The following is a 23,742-nucleotide window of genomic DNA, read 5'->3' on the forward strand; positions in this document are numbered from 1 at the left end:
GGAGAGAATTGGTCGTGGGTGATCACCGCCAGCCGGGAGGCCGAATCGTCACCCGCGCGCGCGCTTCCGCGGCTGCGACTATGAGGGAGATGCCGCGCCGCACTGCTCGCTCCGAACGCTGATGTCGATCACGGGGCTCGGACTGGTCACGCGCACCTCGAATTCCGCACCGCCGAGAAGGGCCGACAGCGACGCCAACTCAGAAAGACTGTCGATCCCGCAAACCCGCTGCAGCAACTCGCTGCCACCGGCGATGTCAAGCAACTCGGGGCTGCCCCGCCCACCCCTGCCGAGACCGCGCCACAACGCGTGGTGGTACTCCGGCGGAAGATGAATCTCGGCGCGCCCGTATTCACGCAGTGCGGCCTCCACCGATGCCAGCGAGGCGCTGCCTCTCCAGGTGACCTTGGTCTCGATCATGGCGCCCATCCAATGCCGGTCGGCGGGTCGGTCAGGGGTGGTGCGGTCCGACGTCCCTGTTTCGCGGCGCGCTCGCGTGCTCCCAGGGATGCTGATCCACGCGATCGGCGAGCACGCAGCACTTGGCGCTCCCCTGGGCGCGGTCGAATGCGTTGCCCATGTTGAACGCCCGGAGGTTCTCGATCGTCTCCGGCCCGCCGGCGCTGGTGATTTCCACCTTCCAGCCAAATTCGGAGTTCTCCCGCCCATAGTGCTCGCGTCTCATCCACGCGCCGCACTCGTCCAGGCGCCACACGGACGGATCCTGATCGGTGGAAGCCCTGGCACGCTCCCATACTTCCTGAACAAGCTTCTCGCTGAAGGCCATTTCGCTCACCCCTCCACCTCGACTCGCGCCCCCCGCCGCGCACCTCGTTTCTTACCACTTTAGCAGGCTGTCGGACTATGCCACCCGCGGAGGGGTAGTCCGACAGCCTTTGTGACCGAGCGCAACACTTGGTGGCGGAAATTCTGCTATAGATTTCAACATTGGCACCCGCAGCCGACGCCGATTTTCGAGGAGGAGGAGCATGCGGTGGCAAACCATCGAAAAGTCGCCCGGGGCCGACGCGCTCGCGCCCAATCTGGCCGACTACGAACGCACCCGAGCCGGCTTCTCCTGGGCCGAGGCCCGCGGCGAGCTCGACGGCCTGCCCGGCGGGCGGGGTCTCAACATCGCCCATGAGGCGGTCGACCACCATGCCGCGGGCACCCGTCGCGATCACCTCGCCCTGCGCTGGCTGGGGGCGAACGGCGAGGTGCGCGACTTCAGCTACGGACGCCTCGCCGAGCTCTCCAACCGTTTCGCCAACGTCCTCCAAGCGCTCAAGGTGGGCAAGGGCGAGGGGGTGTTCGCCCTCACCGGCCGCATCCCGGAGCTCTACGTCGCCGCCCTCGGCACGCTCAAGAACGGCTCGCTGTTCTGCCCGCTGTTCTCGGCCTTCGGCCCCGAACCGGTCCACGCCCGCATGAGCATCGGCGAGGCCCGTGTCCTGGTCACCACCCCGGCGCTGTATCGCTCCCGCGTGGCCGGGCTGCGCGAGCGGCTGCCGCGGCTGGAGCACGTGCTCCTCGTCGGCGGTGGCGCCGCGGCGCAGGACGTGCCGGGCACCCGCGATCTCGACTCCCTCATGGCTGGCGCGAGCGCCGAGTTCGTCATCCCGCCCACCGACCCCGAGGACTGGGCGCTGCTGCACTTCACCAGCGGCACCACCGGACGCCCCAAGGGCGCGATCCACGTCCACGCCGCCGTACTCGTCCACCATCTCACCGGCCGCTACGCCCTCGACCTGCACCCGGAGGACGTCTTCTGGTGCACCGCCGACCCCGGCTGGGTCACCGGCACCTCCTACGGCATCATCGCGCCGCTCACCAACGGCGTCACCAGCATCGTCGACGAGGAGGAGTTCGAGCCCGAACGCTGGTACGGCATCCTCCAGGACCAGAAGGTGACGGTGTGGTACACCGCCCCCACCGCCATCCGCATGCTGATGAAGTACGGTGACGAGCTCGCCCGGCATTACGACCTGTCCCGCCTGCGCTTTCTCGCCAGCGTCGGCGAACCCTTGAACCCCGAGGCCGTGGTGTGGGGCGCGGAAGCCTTCGGCCATCCCTTCCACGACAACTGGTGGCAAACCGAGACCGGCGGGATCATGATTTCGAACTACGCCGCGATGGCGGTCAAGCCCGGTTCCATGGGCAAGCCGCTGCCGGGCGTGGAGGCGGCCGTGGTTCGCCGGCGCGAGGACGGTGGCATCGACACCTTGGCGCCCGGCGAGCAAGGCGAGCTCGCCCTGCGCCCGGGCTGGCCTTCCATGTTCCGCGGCTATCTCCACGAGGAGGCGCGCTACGAGAAGTGCTTCGCCGGCGGCTGGTACCTCACCGGCGATCTCGCCCGCTGCGACGAGGACGGCTATTTCTGGTTCGTCGGCCGTGCCGACGACCTGATCAAGTCCTCGGGCCATCTGATCGGCCCGTTCGAGGTGGAGAGCGTCCTGATGGAGCACCCCGCGGTGGCCGAGGCGGGCGTGATCGGCAAACCCGACCCGATGGCCGGCGAGGTGGTCAAGGCCTTCGTCGCGCTGAAGCCCGGCATCGACCCCGACGAGGCGCTGCGCCGCGAGCTGCTCGGCTTCGCCCGCAAGCGCCTGGGTGCGGTGGCGCCGCGCGAGCTCGATTTCCAGCCCAGCCTGCCCAAGACCCGCAGCGGCAAGATCATGCGCCGCCTCCTCAAGGCGCGGGAGCTCGGACTGCCCGAGGGCGATCTATCCACGCTGGAGGCGGAAAAGTGAACCACCACCATGCTCTCGCGCTCCTGCAGGGGATGCTGCGCATCCGCCGCTTCGAAGAAAAGGCCACCGAGCTCTACACCGAGGAGAAGATCCGCGGCTTCATGCATCTCTACATCGGCGAGGAGGCCGTGGCGGTGGGCGCGATGCAGGCGATCGGGCCCGACGACGCCGTGGTGTCCACCTATCGCGAGCACGGTCACGCCCTGGCGCGCGGCATCCCGGCCGGAGCGATCATGGCCGAGATGTACGGCAAGCAGGAGGGCTGCAGCGGGGGCCGCGGCGGCTCCATGCATCTCTTCGACCGCGGCCGGCGCTTTTATGGCGGCAGCGCGATCGTCAGTGGCGGCCTGCCGCTGGCGGTGGGGCTCGCCCTGGCCGACAAGATGCAGGGGCGGCACCGCGTCACCGCGTGCTTCTTCGGCGAAGGCGCGGTGGCCGAGGGCGAGTTCCATGAATCGATCAACCTCGCCGCGCTGTGGCGTCTGCCGGTGCTTTTCCTGTGCGAGAACAATCTCTACGCGATGGGCACGGCGCTAGCGTGCTCCGAGTCGCAGACCGACATCCGCCTCAAGGCCGCCGCCTATAACGTGCCGGCGGAGTCGGTGGACGGCATGGACGTGGAGGCGGTCGAGGCCGCCAGCCAGCGGGCTGCGGGAGCGGTGCGCAACGGCGACGCCGGCCCCTACTTTCTGGAATTCCACACCTACCGTTTCGTCGCCCACTCGATGTTCGACGCCCAGCTCTATCGCGACAAGGCCGAGGTCGCGGAATGGAAGACGCGTGACCCGATCGCGACCTACATTCCGCGCCTGCAGGAAGAGGGGGTGCTCGACGACGCTACGCTCGCGCGCATGGAGGCCGAAATCGCCGCCGAAGTGGCCGAAGCGGTGGCCTTTGCCGAGGCGGGCAGCTGGGAGCCGCCGGCCACGCTGACCCGCCATGTCTACAGCGCCGAGGGCTTGGCGCCATGACCGCGACAGTCCGCACCACCTATCGCGAGGCCGTGCGCGAGGCGATCCGCGAGGCGCTCAGGCGCGACGACCGGGTGTTCCTGATGGGCGAGGACGTCGGCCGCTACGGCGGCTGCTTCGCCGTGAGCAAGGGCCTGCTGCAGGAGTTCGGGCCCGAGCGCATCCGCGACACCCCGCTGTCCGAATCCGCCTTCGTCGGCGCGGGGATCGGGGCGGCGCTGGGCGGGATGCGGCCGATCGTCGAGATCATGACGGTGAACTTCTCGCTGCTCGCCCTGGACCAGATCGTGAACAACGCCGCCACCCTGCTCCACATGTCCGGCGGGCAGTTCTCCGTCCCGCTGGTGATCCGCATGGCCACCGGGAGCGGCCACCAGCTCGCCGCCCAGCACTCGCACAGCCTCGAAGGCTGGTACGCCCACATCCCCGGCATCAAGGTGCTCACGCCAGCCACCCTGGAGGATGCTCGCGGCATGCTATGGACCGCCCTCGAAGACCCCGACCCGGTGCTGATCTTCGAGAACACCGTCTTGTACAACACGGAAGGCGAGCTCGCCGCCGACGCCGGCGCAGTGGACATCGACCGCGCCGTCGTGCGCCGGGCCGGCCGCGACGTGAGCCTCTTCGCCTACGGCGGCGGGCTGCGCAAGGCCCTTGCCGCCGCCGAACAGCTCGGGGTCGAAGGCGTCGAGGCCGAGGTGGTGGACCTCAGGTGCCTCCGCCCCCTGGACGGCGCGGCGATTCTCGCCTCGGTCGCGCATACGCGGCGGGCGGTGGTCGTGGACGAGGGCTGGAGAAGCGGCGGCATCTCGGCCGAAATCAGCGCACGCATCATGGAGGGCGCCTTCTACGAGCTGGATGCGCCGGTGGCGCGGGTGTGCGGGGCCGAAGTGCCGATACCCTATCCCCGCCATCTCGAGCAGGCCGCCCTGCCCCAGGCCGAAACCATTGTGCAAGCGGTGCAGGAGATGCTGGGCCATGGCTGAGTTCCGCATGCCTTCGCTCGGCTCCGACATGGAAGCCGGCACTCTGATCGAATGGCGGATCAAGCCCGGCGACAGCGTGCGCCGGGGTGACGTCGTGGCGGTGGTGGAAACCCGGAAGGGCGCCATCGAGGTGGAGATATTCACCACCGGGGTGGTGGAGGAGATCCTGGTCCCGGTGGGCGAGCAGGTGCCGGTCGGCACGCCGCTGGCGGTCATCCGCACGGAAGACGAGGAGCAGGCGCCGCCCTCTGCCGAAGCCGCAAGCGGCACGACAGTGTCGGCGCCCCCAACTTCGCCGGCCGCGACGACGGCACCGGCCGCCGCGGGCGCCACGCGACTCCGGGTCTCCCCGGCGGCGCGCAAGCGCGCGGCCGAGCTGGGCGTGGACCTCGGGCGGCTCGCCGGCAGCGGCGCAGCCGGCGCGATCACCCTCGACGACGTCGAAAAGGCCGCCGTCGCGCGCCCGCCGACGCGCCCTGCCGATCGCGCAGCCGGCATGCGCCAGGCGATCGCCGCTGCCATGGCGCGGTCCAAGCGCGAGATCCCTCACTACTATCTCGGCACCTTCATCAACATGCGCCGCGCCCTCGATTGGCTGCGCAGCGAGAACGAGCGGCGCGCCGTCCCCGCGCGATTGCTGCCGGGCGCCCTGCTGCTCAAGGCGATGGCGCTGGCCTTGCGACAGGCGCCGGAGCTCAACGGGTTCTGGGTGGACGGCGAGTTCAAGCCCGGCGCCGGCATCCATCCGGGCTCCGCCATCGTCCTGCGTGGCGGCGGCCTGGTCGCGCCCGCGGTTCATGACGCCGACAGCAAGTCGCTCGATGAAGTCATGGCAGCGCTGCGCGATCTGGTCCAGCGGGCTCGCGCCGGCGCCCTGCGCAGTTCCGAGATGAGCGACGCAACCATCACCGTGACCAGTCTTGGTGAACAAGGCGTGGAGATGGTGTTCGGCGTGATCTACCCGCCACAGGTGGCGCTGGTCGGTCTGGGGCGGATCGTGGAGCGGCCGTGGGTGGTGGACGGTCAGGTGGTGGCGCGGCCGCTGATGCAGGCCACGCTGTCAGCCGACCACCGGGTCAGCGACGGCCACCGCGGCGCGCAGTTCCTGGCGCTTTTGGATCGCCTGTTGCAGGAGCCGGAACGACTATGAACGAGGTACAGATCAGAGACATCGTCCTCGATGCCCTCAGCGCGGTCGCACCCGACGCCGACACCTCCAGCCTCGCACCCGACAAGAGCTTCCGCGATCAGCTCGATTATTTCGACTCGATGGACTTCTTCAATTTCGTCGTCGGCCTGCACAAGGCGTTCGGCATCGACATCCCCGAGGCCGACTATCCACGGCTCTCGAACCTGGACGCTTGCACGCGCTATTTCAAGACGAAGCTGGGATAGTCGCCATCCATGGAGCGCGACCCTGTCGAAATGCGTGGGGCAACGCACATCAACCATGGACATCGCCTTCTACGGCGCCACACGGGAGGTCACGGACGACCTCACCTACAACCGGCAGGACTTCTGGGCCACCACGTCGAACAAGCAGCTCAACTTCGTCCAGCACATCCGCACCATGCTCAAGGTAACATGCTGCCCCGGTTCACGCTTGCCGAGACAGACCGTGTCGCAGGTCGGGAAGCGGTTTGTTTGACGGCCCGCCAGGGCGACGCCCACTCCGCGGCGGCGGCCATCGTTCCCGCAAAGCTACGCCGAACCGGCAAGTATCAACGGACGTTGTCGGACTTCGCTATGCGCACCCCGCACATGGCATATTCAAATATCAAGATATTTTCGCGAATTGATGGAAAAATCACCTAATAATCAATCGCCTGAAGCATCCAACTTCAGTCCAATGATGCAGCAGTATCTCCGCATCAAGGCGCAGCATCCGGACACGCTGCTGTTCTACCGCATGGGGGACTTCTACGAGCTGTTCTTCGATGACGCGGAGAAGGCCGCGCGGCTGCTCGACATCACGCTGACGACGCGCGGGCAGTCGGCCGGCACGCCGATCCGGATGGCCGGTGTGCCGTTCCACGCGGTCGAACAATACCTTGCGCGGCTCGTCAAGCTCGGCGAATCGGTCGTGATCGCCGAACAGGTGGGCGAGCCGGGAGCGACGAAGGGGCCGATGGAGCGCGCGGTGAGCCGCATCGTCACGCCCGGCACGCTGACCGACGCGGCGCTGCTCGACGATCGCGCCGACTCGCTGCTGCTCGCGGCGAATCTGCACCGCGGCGTGCTCGGCCTCGCGTGGCTGAACCTCGCCAATGGCGACCTGCGGGTGATGGAATGCTCGGCCGAGCAGTTGCAGGCGCAGTTCGAACGGCTGCGCCCAGCCGAGGTGCTGGTGCCCGACGGGCTGGCGCTGCCGCTGGTCGAATCGCTGTCGCCGGTGCTGCGCCGGCTCGCCGACTGGCAGTTCGACTCCGGCAACGGCGAGCGCCTGCTGACCGGGCACTTCGGCACGCGCGACCTGGCCGGCTTCGGCGCCGAAGGCCTGCCGGTCGCGCTCGCGGCCGCAGCGGCGCTGTTCGAGTACGCGCGCAGCACGCAGCGCCAGAGCCTCGAGCACGTCACCGGACTGCGGGTCGAGCGTGAAGCCGAATACCTGCGGCTCGATGCGGCGACGCGGCGCAACCTGGAACTGACCGAGACCCTGCGCGGCGAAGCCTCGCCGACGCTGTTGTCGCTGCTCGACTCGTGCATTACCAGCATGGGCTCGCGCTGGCTGCGGCATGCGCTGCATCATCCGCTGCGCGACCGCGCACTCGCCGCGCTGCGCCACGGCGCCGTCGGCGAACTCGCCGGATCGGATCCCGGTGCCCCGGCGGACACCGGTGATGCACGGATGCTCGGCGAGGTCCGCGCCGCGCTGCGCGGGGTGGCCGACGTCGATCGCATCACCGCGCGGATTGCGCTGCGCAGCGCGAGGCCGCGCGATCTCGCGGCGCTGCGCGACAGCCTCGCGCGCCTGCCCGAACTGCATACTGCGCTCGGCACCTCGCAGGCTCCGCTGCTCGGCGACCTGCTCGGGGCGATCGCGGTGCCGGATGACGCGCTCGACCTGCTCGTGCGCGCCGTCGCCGCCGAGCCGGCCGCCGCAGTGCGCGACGGCGGCGTGATCGCTCCCGGTTTCGACGCGGAGCTCGACGAGCTGCGCGGTATCCAGTCGAACTGCGGCGAGTTCCTGCTGGCGCTTGAAGCGCGCGAACGCGAACGCAGCGGCATCACGAACCTCAAGGTCGAGTTCAACAAGGTACATGGCTTCTACATCGAGGTGAGCCACGCGAACACGGGGAAAGTGCCGGACGACTACCGCCGCCGCCAGACGCTGAAGAACGCCGAGCGCTACATCACGCCGGAACTGAAGGCGTTCGAGGACAAGGCGCTGTCGGCCCAGGAGCGCGCGCTCGCCCGCGAGAAGCTGCTCTATGAAGCGCTGCTCGAAGCGCTCGCCGCGCATATCCCGGCGCTGCAGCGCATCGCCCGCGCGCTCGCGTGCCTCGACGGTCTGGGCGCGTTCACCGAAGCTGCCGTGCGCCACGGCTACGTCTGCCCGCAGTTTTCCGAGCAGCCGGGCGTCGATATCACCGGCGGGCGCCATCCGGTCGTCGAGCGGCAGGTCGAAGACTTCATTTCGAACGACTGCCGCCTCGCCCCGACCCGCCGCATGCTGCTGATCACCGGGCCGAACATGGGCGGCAAATCGACCTTCATGCGCCAGGTCGCGCTGATCGCGCTGCTCGCCCACGTCGGCGCCTTCGTGCCGGCGCAGAGCGCACGCCTCGGCCCGCTCGATGCGATCTTCACCCGCATCGGCGCGTCCGACGATCTCGCGTCCGGCCGCTCGACGTTCATGGTCGAGATGACCGAGGCGTCGGCGATCCTGCATGGCGCGACCGAGCAGAGCCTCGTGCTGATGGACGAGATCGGGCGCGGCACCTCGACCTTCGACGGGCTCGCGCTGGCATTCGCGATCGCCCGCCACCTGCTCGAAAAGAACCGCTGCCTGACGCTGTTCGCCACCCATTACTTCGAACTCACCCGCCTCAACGGCGACTACCCCGAGTGCGCGAACGTGCATCTCGACGCCGTCGAGCACGCGCACCGCATCGTGTTCCTGCACGCGGTCGAGGACGGACCGGCGAGCCAGAGCTACGGTATCGAGGTCGCGGCGCTCGCCGGCATTCCCGGCTCGGTCGTGCGCGACGCCAAACGGCGCCTGCGCGCGCTCGAGAACCGCGAGGTCGGCAATGGGCCGCAGGCGGACCTCTTTGCCGCGCTGCCGGACCGCGAACCCGACACGCCCTCGCACCCGGCGCTCACCGCGCTGGCCGAACTGGACCCTGACACCCTGAGCCCGCGCGAGGCGCTCGAGCGCCTGTACGCGCTGAAACGGATGACCGCATGAGCACTTCGCCGGGCCGCCCCAAGAAGCGCTCAGTCCCGCTTGGCGGGGTGGAGCGGGGGTTTCGCGGAGCATGCTCCGCGCCCGCGGAACGGGCCGGCTGTGCCAAGCCGGCCCTCCGCGCGCGTAGCGCGAGGGTGCTCCAGTGAGCACCCCGATCGACATCAGCGAAGATCGCGGCGTCCGCTATCTTCATTTCGGCTCGGAGTGGGTCCAGGGCGCAATGCGCATCCGCCGGCCGCACGCACTCGAACTCGCCTACACGCGCGAGATGATGGCCGGTCTGCTGCTGCGCGACGCCGACGAATGGCCGCGCAACGCGCTGGTGATCGGCCTCGGCGCCGCCTCGCTGGTGCGTTTCCTGCATCGCCACTGCCCGCAGACGCGCATCCAGGTCGTCGAGATCGAACCGCAAGTCGTCGCGGCTGCCCGCCAGTTCTTCCGCCTGCCGGACGAGGATGCACGTTTTTCGATCCACGTCGGCGACGGCGCCCGCTACGTGATCGAAACCGACCGGCGCTTCGACCTGATCCTCGTCGATGGCTTCGACCGCCACGCGCGGGCCGGCGCGCTCGACACCGCGCCGTTCTACGCCGCGGCGCGTGCGCGCCTGTCGGACGCGGGACTGATGTCGACGAACCTCTTCGGTCGGTCGCGCGGGTTTCGCGCCAGCGTCGAGCGGATCATCCACGCATTCGAGAACCGCGCGATCGCGTTTCCGTCGTGCGACAGCGGCAACGTCGTCGCATTCGGCGCGCAAGGCGAAGAGATCGCCGTGCCGGTGACGGAGTTGCGCGAACGCGCCCGGGCCTTGAAGGACCGCACCGGCCTCGACCTCGGCCCGACCGTCGCCCGGCTCGAGCAGGCGGGCAGCCTGCCTGGCGGGCGGCTCATCCTGTAGCCGCGCCTGCGGTCGCTTCAGGCCCTCGTCCTGTCAGGCGGCGGCCGCTTCCGGCTCGGGCGCGATCCACAGGCAGGTGCCTTTCGTCGCTTTCGCGATGTCGTGAAGCACCCGGCCATGTTCAGCCAGCTCTTCGCCGCTCGCGCGGAGCACTTTCAGCGGGGGCCGATCGACGAGCACGCCGCCGGCTTCGGCGCTGCCCGGCACGGGCTCCTCGAGCGCCATGATCAGGCTCTCCTGGCCGCGCGTCATCGCCAGGTAGACTTCGGCGAGCAGCTCCGCGTCGAGCAGCGCGCCGTGCAGCGTCCGCGACGCATTGTCGATCTGGTGCCGGTCGCACAGCGCGTCGAGCGACGCCTTCTTGCCCGGGTTCTGCTCCTTCGCCATCTTCAGCGTGTCGATGACCCCCGCGCAAAGGCTGTCGAGCTTTCCCCGCCCGAGCCGCGACAGCTCGTGGTTCAGGAAGCCGACGTCGAAGTTCGCGTTATGGATGATCAGTTCCGCGTCACGGATGAAATCCTCGAACTCGGCCGCGATGGCGCTGAACGTCGGCTTGTCGGCGAGGAAGTCCTCGGTGATGCCGTGCACCGCGATCGCCTCGGCATCGATGCCGCGCTCCGGGTTGATATAGACGTGGTAATGCCGCCCCGTCAGGTTGCGGTTCAGCAGCTCGACGCAGCCGATTTCGATGACGCGGTCGCCGTTGCGCCAGTCGAGGCCGGTGGTTTCCGTGTCGAGGACGATCTGTCTCATGCGTTTTCCCCAATATTGTTCCAGGCGCCGCGAAGCTTCAGCCTGCGACGCTCGTGCCTTGCCGGCGCACCGCGTCGACGCCGCGGCGCGCGAGTTCGTCGGCGCGTTCGTTCTCGACATGGCCGGCATGGCCCCGGACCCAGATCCACTGGACCTGGTGACGGCTCGCGGCCTCATCGAGCGCGCGCCACAGGTCCTCGTTCTTCACCGGGGCTTTCGCCGCGGTCTTCCACCCGCGCGCCTTCCAGCCGTGGATCCACTCGGAGATGCCTTTCTGCACGTACTGGCTGTCGGTATGCACGCGGGCGACGACCGGACGCTTGAGCAGTTCGAGTGCCCGGATCACCGCGAGCAGCTCCATGCGGTTGTTCGTCGTGTGCGGTTCGCCACCCCAGATTTCCTTTTCGTGAGCCCCCGAGCGCAGGATCGCGCCCCAACCGCCGGGCCCCGGATTGCCGCTGCAGGCGCCGTCGGTGAATATCTCGATCTGATCGGTCATTTAGTCTTTTGTACTCCGCCCGTCACCTGCCGGCCGCGCTGGGCCACCGGCGAGAGCCGTTTCGCTGCGGCGCGACGATCGCGCCAGTTGGGGGTGATCAGGCGCATCCCCTGCACCCGCTTGATTCCCTGAATGATGTAGGTGCCGCCGAAGATCGGCCACCAGCGGTCCCCGGCCTTGTCGATGAATCGCCAGCGTTCCAGCCATTTTCCGCTCGTCACCGCCGGCGCGTAGCAGCCGAAACTGCCGGACTGGGTTTCGAACCCCAGCAGCGCGAGCCAATCCTTCGTGCGGCGCACGGACAGATACTGTCCACGCCACGGAAATGCCCCGTCGCCGCGAGCCAGCAGGCGGCGCAGGCCCCACAGGCTGAAGGGGTTGAAGCCGCTGATGATGACGCTGCCCTCGGGCACCAGTACGCGTTCGACCTCGCGCAGCACCTGATGAGGGTTCGGCGAAAACTCGAGCACGTGCGGCAGCAGCACCAGATCGAGCGTGGCGGTGGCGAACGGCAGCGCTTCCGCGTTGGACATCACTTCGGCCTCGCCCAGCCGGGCGCAACGGAAGCGGAACGGCATGCGGTTGCCGCGCAGGAACTCGTGCTCGGGCAGCCCGATCTGAACTGCGTTGTAGCCGAAAATATCGGCCACCATGACGTCGAACCTGGCCGATTCCCACTGCAGCAGGTATTGTCCCTGCGGGGTTTCAAGCCAGTCCGACAGACTGAGGATGGACATGAACGATCAGCACTCAAAAATCGGCAGCATCGAAATTATCCCTCTCCCGGCGTTCCGGGATAACTACCTGTGGCTGCTGCGTCGCGGCCAGCTTGCAGCAGTCGTCGACCCGGGTGACGCAGCAGTCGTCGAAGACGGCCTCGCGGCGCAGGGGCTGGATCTTTGCGCGATCCTGCTGACCCATCACCATGCAGACCACGTCGGTGGCGTCGCCGAGCTGATCGCCAGCCGCGACATCCCGGTGTTCGGCCCAGCTGCAGCCGACATCCAAGGTGTGAACCATCCTGTTGCGGAAGGCGACGAAGTCAGTCTCAACCCGCTCGGCATCCGCTTGCGCGTGCTCGAAGTGCCCGGCCATACCGCGAGCCACGTCGCCTATCTCGCGCCGGGCATCCTGTTTCCCGGCGACACCCTTTTCAGCGCCGGCTGCGGGCGGCTGCTCGGCGGCACTGCCGCGCAACTTCACGCTTCGCTGCGCCGCCTCGCAGATCTGCCCGGCGACACCGCCGTGTATTGCACCCATGAGTATACGCTCGCCAACCTCGCGTTTGCGCGTGTCGCCGACCCGGGGAATCCCGAGCGGGACGAGTGGCTCGTCGAATGCGAGGCGCGGCGCGATGCCGGGCGGCCGACCCTGCCGACCACCATCGAACGCGAGCGGCGCGTGAACCCCTTCCTGCGCACGGGCGAACCGGCAGTGATGGGCGTGATCGCCGACCGCACCGGCGTGCGTCCGCACGACTCGCTCGAATGCTTCACGGCATTGAGGGCCTGGAAGGACGTTTTCTGAGCGCCCCCAGGAAACGGCTTTGCCGTTTCCGCCCCCCGAGGGGGACAAGAAAACTTGGGGCGGCCCGGCGTTTTCTGAGGCGAAAAACCGCTGTCCGCGCCCCGTCATCGACACCGGTTTGACGCCCCCCCGCCCCTGCCCTAGAGTCCACCCTCTTTTTCCTCTCCCGGGGCGCCGGCTCGATGGCGATTCCTTTCGCAAGCCTCCTGTTTCTCGTGTTCCTGAGCATCGCACCGGGGTCTGTCCGGGCGTCGGCGGATTCGGCGGCGCCGACTCTCTTGCCGGAGCCGGGCGCGACCAGTCTCATCGTCGGCGATGACGCCGCTCCGGGCGGCCTGAAGGCTCCTCTCGGGCCGGTCCTCGAGCTGACGGATCCTCCGCTGCGCGTGCTCACGCTCGACCTCACCCGTGACGCCAATGACATATGGGACCGCATTCGCCGCGGTTTCGGCATGCCGGACCTGGACAGCGGGCTGGTCGCCGAACAGCAACTCTTCTACATCAACCGCCCGGGTTTCCTGAAAAAGGTTTTCGAGCGCGGCGGGCGCTATCTCTACCACATCGTCGACGAACTCGAACGCCGCGGCATGCCGACCGAGCTCGCGCTACTGCCGATGGTCGAAAGCAGCTACAACCCGATGGCCTATTCGCGCTCGCACGCGTCGGGGCTGTGGCAGTTCATCCCCTCGACGGGGCGGAACTACAACCTCACGCAGGACGCGTGGGTCGACGAGCGGCGCGACGTGATCGCTTCCACCGCAGCGGCGCTCGACTACCTGCAGGCGATCTACGACATGCACGGCGACTGGCATCTCGCGCTCGCCTCGTACAACTGGGGCGAAGGCGCGGTCGGCCGCGCGATCCAGCGCAACCTGGACGACGGGCTTCCGGCCGAATACAGCCATCTGCGCATGCCCGGGGAAACGCGCAACTATGTGCCGAAGCTGCAGGCGCTGAAGAACATCGTCGCGCAGCCCGAGCTGTACCGCTTCGAACTTCCATACGTGCCGAACAGCCCCCACTTCGTCACTGTCGATACTCCTGCGACGATCGAACTGGCCACCGCCGCCCGCCTTGCGGGGATGCCGCTCGACGAGTTCCTCGCCCTCAACCCCAGCCACAAACGTCCAGCCGTCACCGAAGGCAGTGCGCTTGTCGTGCCCGTCGATCGCGCCGAACAGTTCCAGCTGCGGCTCGCCGAACATCAACGCAACGGGACGCAGTGGCGCACCTACGAATTGCAGCGCGGCGAGACGCTCGCATCCGTGGCGCGGGATTTCGGCCTGTCGCTGAACCAGCTCTACCAGATCAACCGGCTCGATGCGCGCAGCCGTGTAAGCCCCGGCTACTCGCTGCTCGTCCCTGAGGGCGTCGATCCGGGCAATGCGCCCACCGATGCGCTCGAACAGGCGGGATCGCCGGGGCGCTCGATCGTCCCGCGGCTGGCTGGCGGCAAACCCGTCAAAATGGATGCCAAGGGCACGGAAAAGCCGACCGCGACGAAGGGCACGAAACCGGCGGCGAAGAAGGGGGTCAAGCGGCCTGCCGGCAAAAGCTCAGGGACTTCGGCGAGGAAAACTCCAACCACGTCGGCAGCAGCGAAAAAAATGAGCGGCCAGCCGGCGAAGCCGACGTCCGGCAAGAAGCAGCCGCAAAAAAACCAGCGCTGAGGCCAGAGTGGTCAAATCGTGCGCCTGCAACGGACATTGCGGGCGGCAAAGGCAAGTGCCGGGACGGGCGGGAGCCCGAATCCCTGACTGCTGTCCGCTCAGCGCGGCCAGTGGCAGCGGACGACCTGCCCTGCGCCACGGGCGGTCTCGCCCGGATACTGCGCCCGGCAGATGTCGGTCGCATGGGCACAGCGCGGATGGAAGTGACAGCCGGAGGGTGGATCGAGCGGCGACGGCAAGTCGTCGCCCGGCGGCGCTGACCGGACGCCTGGCGCTTCGTCATCGATGCGCAGCACCGCCGCGAGCAAGGCCCGGGTATACGGATGGGCGGGCGCGGCGAGCACGCGTTCGACCGGGCCGCGCTCGACGATCCGTCCGAGATACATCACCGCGACGTCGTGCGCAAGCCAGCTCACGACCCCCAGGTTATGGGTGATGAAAAGATACGCGAGGTCGAACTCGCCCTGCAGCTCGCGCATCAGGTTGAGGATCTGGGCCTGCACCGAGACGTCCAGCGCGCTCGTCGGCTCGTCGCAGACGAGCAGCCGCGGTGACACTGCCAGCGCGCGGGCGATGGCGATGCGCTGGCGCTGACCGCCGGAAAACTCGTGCGGATAGCGCAGCTTCATCGCCGGGGTGAGTCCGACCCGCTGCAGCAGGTCGTCGATGCGCCGCGCGCGCGCTGGGCCGTCGGGTTCGACGCCGAGCGCGAGCATGCCTTCTTCGATGATCTGGCCGACGCGCATGCGCGGGTTCAGCGACGCGAACGGATCCTGGAACACCATCTGGAACGAACGGCGCAATGGCCGCAGCGCTGAGCGCGACAGGCCGGTGATCGGCGAACCGTCGAGAAAAACCTGGCCGGCGCTCGGCGCGACGAGCTGCAGGATCGCCTTGCCGGCCGTCGTCTTGCCGCAGCCGGACTCGCCGACCAGCGCCAGCGTTCGGCCCGGGGCCAGCGTCAGGCTGACGCCGTCGACCGCCTTGATGCTTCCGACCTGGCGTCGCAAAAGGCCTTTTCGCACGGGAAAATGCACTTTCAGGTCGCGCACGTCGAGCAGCAGCGCGGGTGTCGGGCGGTGCGGGGTGGCGGTGAATGGGACCGCTACGGGCGTCGCTGCGGCGGCCGCGGTCCGGCCAGCCGAATAAAGATGACAGCGCACCGCCTGCCCGTCGCGCCTCTCCCAGACGGGTGCTTCGCGGCGGCACACGTCGAAGGCTTCGGGACAGCGGTCGGCGAAACGGCAGCCGACGAAGTCGCGGTCGAGCGCCGGGACGTTGCCGCCGAGCGCCGCGAGCGGACGCTGGCGCTGCGCGTCGGTCGGCAGCGCCGCGAACAGCTTGCGCGAATATGGGTGCAACGGGCGGCGAAAAAAATCGCTGCGATTTCCCGTTTCGACCAGTTCGCCCGCATACATCACGCCGATTCGCTGCGCCATCCGCGCCACCACGCCGAGATCATGCGTGATCAACAGCATTCCCATGCCGCGCTCGGCCTGCAGGCGGGCGAGGAGATCGAGCACCTGCGCCTGGATCGTGACATCGAGCGCAGTGGTCGGCTCGTCGGCGACCAGGAGTTCCGGCTCGCCGGCGAGTGCGATGGCGATCATGACCCGCTGCTTCATGCCGCCGGAAAACTGGAAAGGGTAATCGTCGAGACGCCGTCCCGCGTCCGGGATCCCGACTGATTCAAGCAGCCGGCGCGCTTCGGCGCGCGCGGATGCACCATCGAGGCCGCGATGGTGCGCGAGCACCTCACCGATCTGGCTCATGACCGTCATCACGGGGTTGAGGCTCGTCGAAGGCTCCTGGAAGATCATCGCGATCTGCCCGCCGCGCACTTCGCGCATGCGCGCCTCCGTCAGGCGCAGCAGGTCGCGCCCGGCAAAGCGTACCTCGCCGCTCGCGATGCGCCCGCCGTCGGGCAGCAGGCGCAGCAGCGCCAGCGCCGTCATCGATTTGCCGCAGCCCGATTCGCCGAGCAGCGCAAAGGTCTCGCCGCCTGCGATCGAGAACCCCACGCCGTCGACCGGCCGTACCGGACTTTCGTCCGGCCCGATCAGCACGCGCAGCTCGCTCACCTCCAGCAGCGGGGCCTGCAGTTCGCGCGGCGGTTCGGCACCAGGGCGGCCGGTTTTATCGATCGTTTCGGTCATCGCCGTAGGATAACGGAGCAGACAGGAAAAGGGCCGCTTGCGCGGCCCCCTTGGTGCGGGATCAACCGATCATCAGTGGTGGTGTCCGCCGGCCCCGTGAACGTGACCATGCGAGAGTTCTTCGGCGGTTGCCGGACGCACCCCTGCGACGGTGACCTCGAACACGAGGGCCGTGCCGGCGAGCGGATGATTGCCATCGACGACGACCTTGCCTTCGGCGATGTCGGTGATGCGGTAGATCATTTCCTCTTCGCCGTCGTCGCTGACGCGCTCGAACGACATGCCGACTTCGATGTTGTCGGGGAACTGGCCCACTTCCTCGACCAGCACCAGCTCTTCGTCGTAGTCGCCAAAGGCGTCTTCGGGCTGCAGCTTGATCTTGAGCTGGTCGCCGACCTTCTTGCCGTGCAGCGCTTCTTCCAGCGCCGGGAAGATGCCGTCGTAGCCGCCGTGGAGGTAAACCAGCGGTTGCTGACCGTCGTCGATCATGGTGCCGTCGGGATCGACGACGGTGTAGTTAAGCGTTACCACGCTGTTCTTGACGATTTCCATGTGCATTCTCTGTTTGCAGTTTCCTGACCAGTTCGAAAACCCCCGCCACGTGGCCGCGGGGTGAAACGTCGTGGAGCATGTGGCGGATGACGCCTTCCTTGTCGATCACAAAAGTCGTCCGCATCACCCCCATCTTCTTCACACCGTCGACTTCCCTCGGCTGCCACACGTGGTAGAGCCGGCAGACCTCCCTCTCGACGTCCGAGAGCAGACGTACCGACAACCCGTGCTGGTCGCGAAACTCGGCGTGGGTCAGGCAATCGTCGGGACTCACACCGACCACGATGCAGTCGTGACGGCCGAACTCGTCTTCATGATCGCTGAAGTCGGCCGCCTGACGCGTGCATCCGGGGGTGTTGTCGCGCGGATAAAAGTAGAGGACCACATGATGCCTGCCGCGTTCCGCGGAGAGGTCGAAAACCTCCATCTCCGCATCCGGCAATGAAAACGCTGGCGCCATCTCACCGATCTGCAGCATGTGATCCCCCTGACGTGCGAAAGATTCTAACGGAGAGCCGAAGCGAACTCTACCGGTAACCGGAGCGGACTGCAGCGCCCTGAAAAGTCTTTTCAACGGGTGCTGCGACGCCAGGTGGCAGGCGGCAGGCCGACCAGGCGCTTGAAAGCGCGCGAGAACGCGGCTTCCGATTCGTAGCCGACATCGAGCGCGATCGAGGCAACGGTGCGGCCGGTTTCGCGCAGCAAGCGCGAACCGACCTGGATGCGCCAATTCGCGAGGTAGTGCATCGGCGGTTCGCCGAGGAACTGCACGAACCGCTCATGCAGCGCGGAGCGGGATAGCCCGACCTGCTGGCCGAGTTCATCGATCGTCCACGGACGCTCGGGGTATTCATGCAGGAGAGCAAGAGCGCGGCCGACGTAGCGGTCGCGCAAACCGGCCAGCCAGCCGGTCGCGTCTTCCGGCAGGCCGTCGAGATAGCGCCGCGCGGTGTCGACGAACATCATCTCGGCCAGGCGTTCGAGCACTGCATCTGCACCGGGACGGCGCTGCGTGGACTCCTGCGCCGCCTGGTCGATGACGCGTGCGATGGCCCCTCCAGCTCGCGCCGCCGGCAGGTGCAGCAGGCGTGGCAAGGCCGCCACCAGCGGGTTGAACGGCCGCAGGTCGCAACCGAGGAATCCGCACACCAGGATGGTGTCGGCGTCGGCGATCGGTGCCGCAGAGCCGGGTTCCCTGACGCCCCGGTGGTAGGCGACGGGCATCGGCCGGGGTTCGTGCCGCGTGGCGAAGACCCAGTCGGCGCCCAGCCGTGCGGGCTCCACGCCCGGGGCGCTGGACATGACGTGGGCGTCGCCGTGGGGAAACATGACGATATCGCCGACCCCGAGCCGGACCGGCGCAAACCCGCTGACAGCCGCCCAGCCGGCGCCCTTGGCGACCATGTGGAACTCCATGACGTGCTCGGCGCCGGGCAGCACTGCCGCCGCGATCTCCCGTGCGGGAGGCGCTTCGGCGGCCCAGTCCTCCCAGCAGCTGACGTAGTAGAAGACCGCGCCACGCAGGCGAACGGCACGCAACAGATCGGACAGCGTATCTCGGCTCATGGCGTTGTTCCGGCCGGCAATGCTTGGGCTCCGCAGTGCCTTCGGATCGACAGGCGGTCAACCGCGGACGCACGAGCAAATTTGCCCGACTCTCAGTGAAGCATCAAACGCGGCGCGGCGAAAGAATGACTGCGTCGGAAGGTGATGTTTGCCACGCCGACCCGGGCCCGCAGAGGACCGGCTTTCCCCGATCGACAGGAGACCATCATGAACGCACCCATCGCCCTGTGCCCCTCCGGCCAGTCCATTGCGGTTCCGCCGTCACCCGACCTCGAAGCGATCAAGCTGCGCCAGCAAGCGACCTGGGCAAGCGGAGATTACGGATTCATCGGCACGCGCCTGCAGATCGTCGGCGAATCGCTGGCCGAGGCCGCCGACCTGCGCGCGGGCGAGCGCGTGCTCGACGTAGCCGCCGGCAATGGCAACGCAACGCTGGCTGCGGCTCGGCGCTTCGCCGAAGTGACCTCGACCGATTATGTGCCGCACCTCCTCGACCAGGCTGCCACGCGTGCACGCGCCGAGGGTCTGGCGGTGGATTTCCGTGTCGCCGACGCCGAGGCCCTGCCCTTTGCCAACGGCAGCTTCGACGTCGCGCTGTCAACGTTTGGCGTGATGTTTACGCCCGACCACGACCGCAGCGCCGGCGAATTGCTGCGCGTGGTTCGCCACGGCGGGCGCATCGGCCTCGCCGCCTGGACTCCAGCCGGATTCATCGGCGAACTGTTCCGCGTGATCGGCGCCCACGTTCCACCCCCGGCAGGCGTCCGCTCGCCGCTGCGGTGGGGCGACGAGCCGTACCTCGTCGAGTTGTTCGGCCGTCACGCCATCGACATCCGCTGCGGGCGCCGGTCGTTCAACTTCCGCTTCCGCTCCCCCGCGCACTGGATCGAAGTCTTCCGCACCTGTTACGGCCCGACGCACAAGGCCTTCGCGGCGCTGGACGGCGACGGGCAGGCGCGGCTCCACGCCGATCTGCTGCAACTGCTCGAATCCCGAAATACGGGCGGGGTGGACTCGCTGGTGATCCCGGGCGAATACCTCGAAGCGGTGATCACGCGGCAGTAGCGCAGCGGCGGAAAACACGCCCGTCCCGCGTTTCGCCCGATGCCCGGCGCGATCTGCGCCAGTCATCGAGGGGCCGTGACAAGGGACGGGAAACGAGGACCGGGCCGGCGAGACGGCAACGAACAGGAAACGAGCCGGAGCGAATTCAATGGCTCTTGTGATCGAGCCTTTTCCGGCTGCGCAGGAAGTCCACAACCTGGTCGGGGGGCAGCGGCCGGCTGATCAGGTAGCCCTGCAGCTCGTTGCATTTGAACAGGCGCAGGAACTTCGCCTGTTCCTCCTCCTCGACGCCCTCGGCGATCACCTTGAGATCCAGCGAATGGGCAAGCGAGATGATCGTCGCCACGATCGTCATGCTCTCGGGCGTCGTCGCCATGGTCTCGATGAAGGACTTGTCGATCTTCAGGGCGCCGACCGGCAGCTTCGCGAGGTAGCCCAGAGACGAGTACCCGGTGCCGAAATCGTCGATCGCGATATCTCCGCCCATGAGCCGGATCTCGGTCAGCTTCGCGATGTTTTCCTGCATCTCCGTCATCACCATGCTCTCGGTGATCTCGAGATCCACATGCCGCGCATCGCCATTGGCTTCCTCGATCGCGCAGCGCACGGATTCGACGAAGTTCTTCTGCTGCAACTGGATCGCGGACACGTTGACGGCAATGCGAGGCGGTTCGATCCCCGTTTTCCGCCAGTCATGCGCGTCAGCCAGCGCCTTGCGGATCGCCCATAGCCCCACCTGCAGGATCATGCCGGTCTCTTCAAGGATCGGAATGAACTTGTCCGGCTGCACCAGGCCGACCGTCGGGTCGTTCCACCGCATCAGGGCTTCGAGTCCGGTGACGAGGCCGGTTGCCCCGGACACTTTCGGCTGGTAATGGAGCACGAATTCGTCGCGCTCGAGGGCCTGGCGCAGGCGGTTTTCGAGCATCAGCGATTCGGCCACGCGGGCGTTCATTTCCGGCCCGTAGAACAGGTAATTCATCCCCGAACCCTTGGCCTTGCGCAACGCCGCCTCGGCATTCCTGAGCACGGTATCGGCGTCCTGGTCTTCGTCGGTCGCGACCGCGATCCCGGCCGACGCGGCCACGCGCAATTCGTGCTCGCCGACGACGATCGAGCTGCTGAACACGTCGACGGCGAGCTGTTCGATCAGGTGCGCGATTTCGGTGACCTGCCGGTTGTCGCTGACGATGCCGGCGAAGTGGTCGACGGCGATGCGGGCGACGTCCATCGGATTGGGCCAGGCTGCGCTCAGCCGCTGCCCGACCTCGCGCAGCACCGCGTCGCCGATCTGGCGGCCGAAGGTTTCATTGATGTTGCGGAAGCGGTGAATGTTCCACACCACGACCGCGACGCGCTCGCCCGGGTGCTGCCGGACACTTTGCAGCGCCTGGGTCAGGTGTTCGAGCAGATGGGCGCGATTCGGCATGCCGGTGAGGAGATCGTGGTACGCGACGAATGCGAGACGGTCCTTCTTCGCGATGAATTCGAGCGCGAACGACACGTCGCCGGCGAGCTCTCCGAGGAGCTGCAGTTCGTCGCCGGCGAAAAAGCCGGGCTCCGGGGCATAAAGCACCAGCACCGCCGCGACCTTCCCTTCGGAAAAAAGCGGCAGCGCGATTTTCGAGCGGTATCCGTAGCGCTGCGCTTCGGACAATCCTGTCATGCTCACACCTGATGCCGGTATGTCGTTGATGAACACCGGAACCCCGGCGCGCACCGCCTCTCCGACCGGATCGCGGGTTTCTCCCGCAGTGGAGGCGGCGAGTTCCCGGGCCGCAACCGCGTCGTCGCCTCCAGCCCACGCCACCGGAGTGACTTGCATCGTCGCCGGGTCGAGTTCGCCGATCCACGCGATGCCGAACTCCCCGGCATCGACGGCGATGCGGCAAGCCTCATCGAACAGCGCGTCGCGGCTGTGAATGCGCACGATCGCGGAGTTGATGCCGCTCAGGACGGCATACACGCGCGTGAGGCGGCGAATGCGCTGTTGCTGCTCGCTGCGTTCGAGAAACTGCCCGATCTGGCCGCCCAGCGAAGCCAGCGTATCGGTCAGCCGCGAATCTTCATCCTGATATTCGCGGCTGAAGACTTCGAGCACCCCCGCGACCTCCCCGCGCACGACGATCGGAAACGCGCCTCCCGAGCGCAGCCCCGCGTCGAGTGCCTCGAGGGACCAGGTGCAACCGAGACTCGGTTCGATTCGCGCACGCCACAGCGGCCGACGCGACGACCAGACGTTGCCGGGAGCCCCCCTGTCCGGTTCGAGCACCATCCGGCATGTCTTCGCCACCCATTCGCCGCACAGTTCCGTTGGCTGGCACCACGCCCCAAAGCAGCGCAGTAAGCCCGCGCGTTCATCCACCTTCCACAACGCGCCCGCCGCGAACTCGAGCTTTGCGCAGATCGCCTGCAATACCTTCAGCGCGACTTCGTCGAAGCTCACCGCTTCACCGAGGATGCGCGCCACCTCGTATTGCGCGCTCAAATGCCGCTGCGCGCGTTCTCGCGCCACGATCTCCACTTCGAGTTCGAGGGCATGCCGGCTTACCTGCCGGTACAGGCTGCCGTTCTCGTAGATCCGTCCGACCTGCGCGGCGAGGATGCGCAGCAATTTCTCGTCGTCCGCGGTGAAACCGCCCTCCCCCTGCTTGTTGCCGAGGCATAGCCAGCCGTAAACCTTGGTCAGCGACGTGAGCGGTGCGGCGAGGACGGAACGCAGTGGCGGATACTCTGCCGGCAGGCCGGTTTCCACGCCGCGCTCGGCGGGAAATTCGTAACGCTCGGCCTGTTGCTCGCGATAGACCCGGCCGAGCAGGCCCTCATCCAGTTGCGCCGCTCCCATCGTCGCGACAACTTCCGGCGAAATGCCGGAATGAACGGTGTAGGCCAGCGCCTCGCTGTCCGTACAGCGTGCGACGAGGCTCCCATAGTCCGCGCCGATGAGCTGCCGGGCCCGCTTGCAGACGTGGTCGAGCAGTTGAGCCAGATCGCGCTGCGACGCGAGTTGCAGATTGAGCTCGATCAGCGCCTCGAGCTTGGCGCTTGCCGCCTGCAGCTCCGCGACTTTCTCTGCGAGCTTGCCAGTCATCAGGTGCAGGTGCCGGCGATCGAACTCGGGCTCCGGGAGCGTCACGGCCAGCATGCTGGCCGGCTGTTCGAGGGCTTTCGTCACAACCCGGATGACATCTTCCGGGTCGGACGGCTTGGTCAGGATATCGACGACTCCGCACGCCTTCGCGAGCCGTTGCGCGTCGTCCTCGAGATAGTAGGCGGTGTAGAAGATCACCGGCGTCTCGGTGATCGCCGCATCGGCGCGCAACTGCCGCACAAATTCATAGCCATCCACCTTCGGCATCAGGATGTCGCAAATCACCAATGCAGGCTTTTCCTCACGCACCAGTCGAAGCGCCTCCGCGCCGTCCGCTGCCTCGATGACGCGATGATTCAAGGCCTTGAGAATCGTCGCTAGCAACTCCCGGTTGTCAGGCATGTCATCGACGACGGCGATAGTAGCCATGCTCGAGTACCGTCCTCCAATCACCGGCCGCCATGCTGCTTGCGCAGCGACAGCGGCAGATACTGTTCGATCAGTGCGACGAACTCTTCCGGCTCGATCGGTTTCGACAGATAACCGTCGAACCCCGCGGCAAGCACCTGCTCCCGGTCTCCGATCATCGAAAACGCGGTAACTGCGACCACCGGGATGGCCGACAGGGCGGGCTCGCTCTTGAGCTGCCTCACCACTTCATAGCCGTTCTTCTTCGGCATCTGGAGGTCGCAGATGATCAGGTCCGGCGTGTCGCGGCGCGCGAGATCGAGCGCCGCCTCCCCGTCCTCGGCCGAAAGGATGTCGTAACCGTTTGCCGCGAGAAGGTAGCGCAGCAGTTCCAGGCTGGCAGGATGATCTTCCGCGATCAGTATTCGTGCAGTCACTT

Annotated in this window: 22 protein-coding genes; 11 read left to right on the plus strand and 11 right to left on the minus strand. The window is 67.4% G+C overall.

The features are described from left to right. Positions 1-78: 78 nt before the first annotated feature. Positions 79-420 (minus strand): hypothetical protein, encoded by a 342-nt coding sequence (locus pbN1_RS19455; RefSeq protein ID WP_169201011.1) that lies wholly within the window; start codon positions 418-420, stop codon positions 79-81. A 31-nt stretch (positions 421-451) separates the two neighbouring features. After that, positions 452-796: a hypothetical protein gene (locus tag pbN1_RS19460; RefSeq protein ID WP_169201012.1), complete on the minus strand. Its 345-nt coding sequence runs from the start codon at positions 794-796 to the stop codon at positions 452-454. A 193-nt stretch (positions 797-989) separates the two neighbouring features. On the opposite strand from pbN1_RS19460, the gene acsA reads away from it, so the two are divergent. The 8 genes from acsA to pbN1_RS19500 all read left to right on the plus strand — a co-directional run bounded on the left by acsA (position 990) and on the right by pbN1_RS19500 (position 10,016). Then, positions 990-2,750, plus strand: a complete 1,761-nt coding sequence (acsA, locus tag pbN1_RS19465; RefSeq protein ID WP_169201013.1) for an acetate--CoA ligase — start codon at positions 990-992, stop codon at positions 2,748-2,750. Further along, positions 2,747-3,721 carry a pyruvate dehydrogenase (acetyl-transferring) E1 component subunit alpha gene (gene pdhA / locus pbN1_RS19470; protein WP_244857038.1) on the plus strand — a complete coding sequence of 325 codons (975 nt, stop codon included), beginning with the start codon at positions 2,747-2,749 and terminating at the stop codon, positions 3,719-3,721. Before acsA ends, pdhA begins: the two co-directional genes overlap by 4 nt. Continuing rightward, positions 3,718-4,707 (plus strand): alpha-ketoacid dehydrogenase subunit beta, encoded by a 990-nt coding sequence (locus pbN1_RS19475; protein ID WP_169201014.1) that lies wholly within the window; start codon positions 3,718-3,720, stop codon positions 4,705-4,707. The genes pdhA and pbN1_RS19475 overlap by 4 nt, the downstream gene beginning before the upstream one ends. Continuing rightward, the gene (locus pbN1_RS19480; protein ID WP_169201015.1) at positions 4,700-5,857 is read left to right on the plus strand and encodes a dihydrolipoamide acetyltransferase family protein; all 1,158 of its coding nucleotides are present in this window, start codon (positions 4,700-4,702) and stop codon (positions 5,855-5,857) included. Before pbN1_RS19475 ends, pbN1_RS19480 begins: the two co-directional genes overlap by 8 nt. After that, positions 5,854-6,102 (plus strand): acyl carrier protein, encoded by a 249-nt coding sequence (locus pbN1_RS19485; protein ID WP_169201016.1) that lies wholly within the window; start codon positions 5,854-5,856, stop codon positions 6,100-6,102. Before pbN1_RS19480 ends, pbN1_RS19485 begins: the two co-directional genes overlap by 4 nt. Before the next feature lie 55 nt (positions 6,103-6,157). After that, on the plus strand, positions 6,158-6,355 hold the full coding sequence (locus pbN1_RS19490) for a hypothetical protein (RefSeq protein ID WP_169200947.1): 198 nt from the start codon (positions 6,158-6,160) through the stop codon (positions 6,353-6,355). 204 nt (positions 6,356-6,559) lie between these two features. After that, entirely contained in the window at positions 6,560-9,118 is a 2,559-nt protein-coding gene (mutS, locus tag pbN1_RS19495) for a DNA mismatch repair protein MutS (RefSeq protein ID WP_425305744.1), read from the plus strand. Positions 9,119-9,260: 142 nt separating this feature from the next. Beyond that, positions 9,261-10,016, plus strand: a complete 756-nt coding sequence (locus pbN1_RS19500) for a fused MFS/spermidine synthase (RefSeq protein ID WP_169201018.1) — start codon at positions 9,261-9,263, stop codon at positions 10,014-10,016. Positions 10,017-10,049: 33 nt separating this feature from the next. Here pbN1_RS19500 and dnaQ read toward each other — a convergent pair whose 3' ends face one another. The 3 genes from dnaQ to pbN1_RS19515 are packed head-to-tail and all read right to left on the minus strand — an operon-like array spanning position 10,050 to position 12,005. After that, positions 10,050-10,769 carry a DNA polymerase III subunit epsilon gene (gene dnaQ, locus pbN1_RS19505; protein ID WP_169201019.1) on the minus strand — a complete coding sequence of 240 codons (720 nt, stop codon included), beginning with the start codon at positions 10,767-10,769 and terminating at the stop codon, positions 10,050-10,052. 37 nt (positions 10,770-10,806) lie between these two features. Next, positions 10,807-11,268: a ribonuclease HI gene (rnhA, locus tag pbN1_RS19510; RefSeq protein ID WP_169201020.1), complete on the minus strand. Its 462-nt coding sequence runs from the start codon at positions 11,266-11,268 to the stop codon at positions 10,807-10,809. Then, on the minus strand, positions 11,265-12,005 hold the full coding sequence (locus pbN1_RS19515) for a class I SAM-dependent methyltransferase (RefSeq protein WP_169201021.1): 741 nt from the start codon (positions 12,003-12,005) through the stop codon (positions 11,265-11,267). The genes rnhA and pbN1_RS19515 overlap by 4 nt, the downstream gene beginning before the upstream one ends. Here pbN1_RS19515 and gloB point away from each other — a divergent pair. Then, complete coding sequence (gene gloB, locus pbN1_RS19520; protein ID WP_210147589.1) at positions 12,004-12,795, plus strand: hydroxyacylglutathione hydrolase; 792 nt, start codon at positions 12,004-12,006, stop codon at positions 12,793-12,795. The two genes, pbN1_RS19515 and gloB, sit on opposite strands and share 2 nt — an antisense overlap. 182 nt (positions 12,796-12,977) lie before the next feature. Further along, positions 12,978-14,465 (plus strand): transglycosylase SLT domain-containing protein, encoded by a 1,488-nt coding sequence (locus pbN1_RS19525; RefSeq protein WP_210147590.1) that lies wholly within the window; start codon positions 12,978-12,980, stop codon positions 14,463-14,465. Positions 14,466-14,563: 98 nt separating this feature from the next. On the opposite strand, the gene pbN1_RS19530 is transcribed toward pbN1_RS19525, so the two are convergent. The 4 genes from pbN1_RS19530 to pbN1_RS19545 all read right to left on the minus strand — a co-directional run bounded on the left by pbN1_RS19530 (position 14,564) and on the right by pbN1_RS19545 (position 18,739). After that, entirely contained in the window at positions 14,564-16,621 is a 2,058-nt protein-coding gene (locus tag pbN1_RS19530; protein ID WP_169201022.1) for an ABC transporter ATP-binding protein, read from the minus strand. 72 nt (positions 16,622-16,693) lie between these two features. Further along, on the minus strand, positions 16,694-17,179 hold the full coding sequence (locus tag pbN1_RS19535; RefSeq protein ID WP_169201023.1) for an FKBP-type peptidyl-prolyl cis-trans isomerase: 486 nt from the start codon (positions 17,177-17,179) through the stop codon (positions 16,694-16,696). Beyond that, entirely contained in the window at positions 17,139-17,651 is a 513-nt protein-coding gene (locus pbN1_RS19540; RefSeq protein WP_169201024.1) for a peroxiredoxin, read from the minus strand. Before pbN1_RS19540 ends, pbN1_RS19535 begins: the two co-directional genes overlap by 41 nt. A 92-nt stretch (positions 17,652-17,743) precedes the next feature. Beyond that, entirely contained in the window at positions 17,744-18,739 is a 996-nt protein-coding gene (locus tag pbN1_RS19545) for an AraC family transcriptional regulator (protein WP_169201025.1), read from the minus strand. A gap of 207 nt (positions 18,740-18,946) precedes the next feature. On the opposite strand from pbN1_RS19545, the gene pbN1_RS19550 reads away from it, so the two are divergent. Further along, positions 18,947-19,804, plus strand: coding sequence for a class I SAM-dependent methyltransferase (locus pbN1_RS19550; RefSeq protein WP_169201026.1), 858 nt, complete (start codon positions 18,947-18,949; stop codon positions 19,802-19,804). Positions 19,805-19,949: 145 nt separating this feature from the next. Here pbN1_RS19550 and pbN1_RS19555 read toward each other — a convergent pair whose 3' ends face one another. Then, entirely contained in the window at positions 19,950-23,348 is a 3,399-nt protein-coding gene (locus pbN1_RS19555) for an EAL domain-containing protein (protein WP_244857041.1), read from the minus strand. Further along, a complete protein-coding gene (locus pbN1_RS19560) occupies positions 23,345-23,740 on the minus strand; it encodes a response regulator (protein ID WP_169201028.1) in 396 nt (131 codons plus the stop codon). The genes pbN1_RS19555 and pbN1_RS19560 overlap by 4 nt, the downstream gene beginning before the upstream one ends. Positions 23,741-23,742: the final 2 nt, after the last annotated feature.

The organism is Aromatoleum bremense, from assembly GCF_017894365.1.
GTDB lineage: Bacteria > Pseudomonadota > Gammaproteobacteria > Burkholderiales > Rhodocyclaceae > Aromatoleum > Aromatoleum bremense.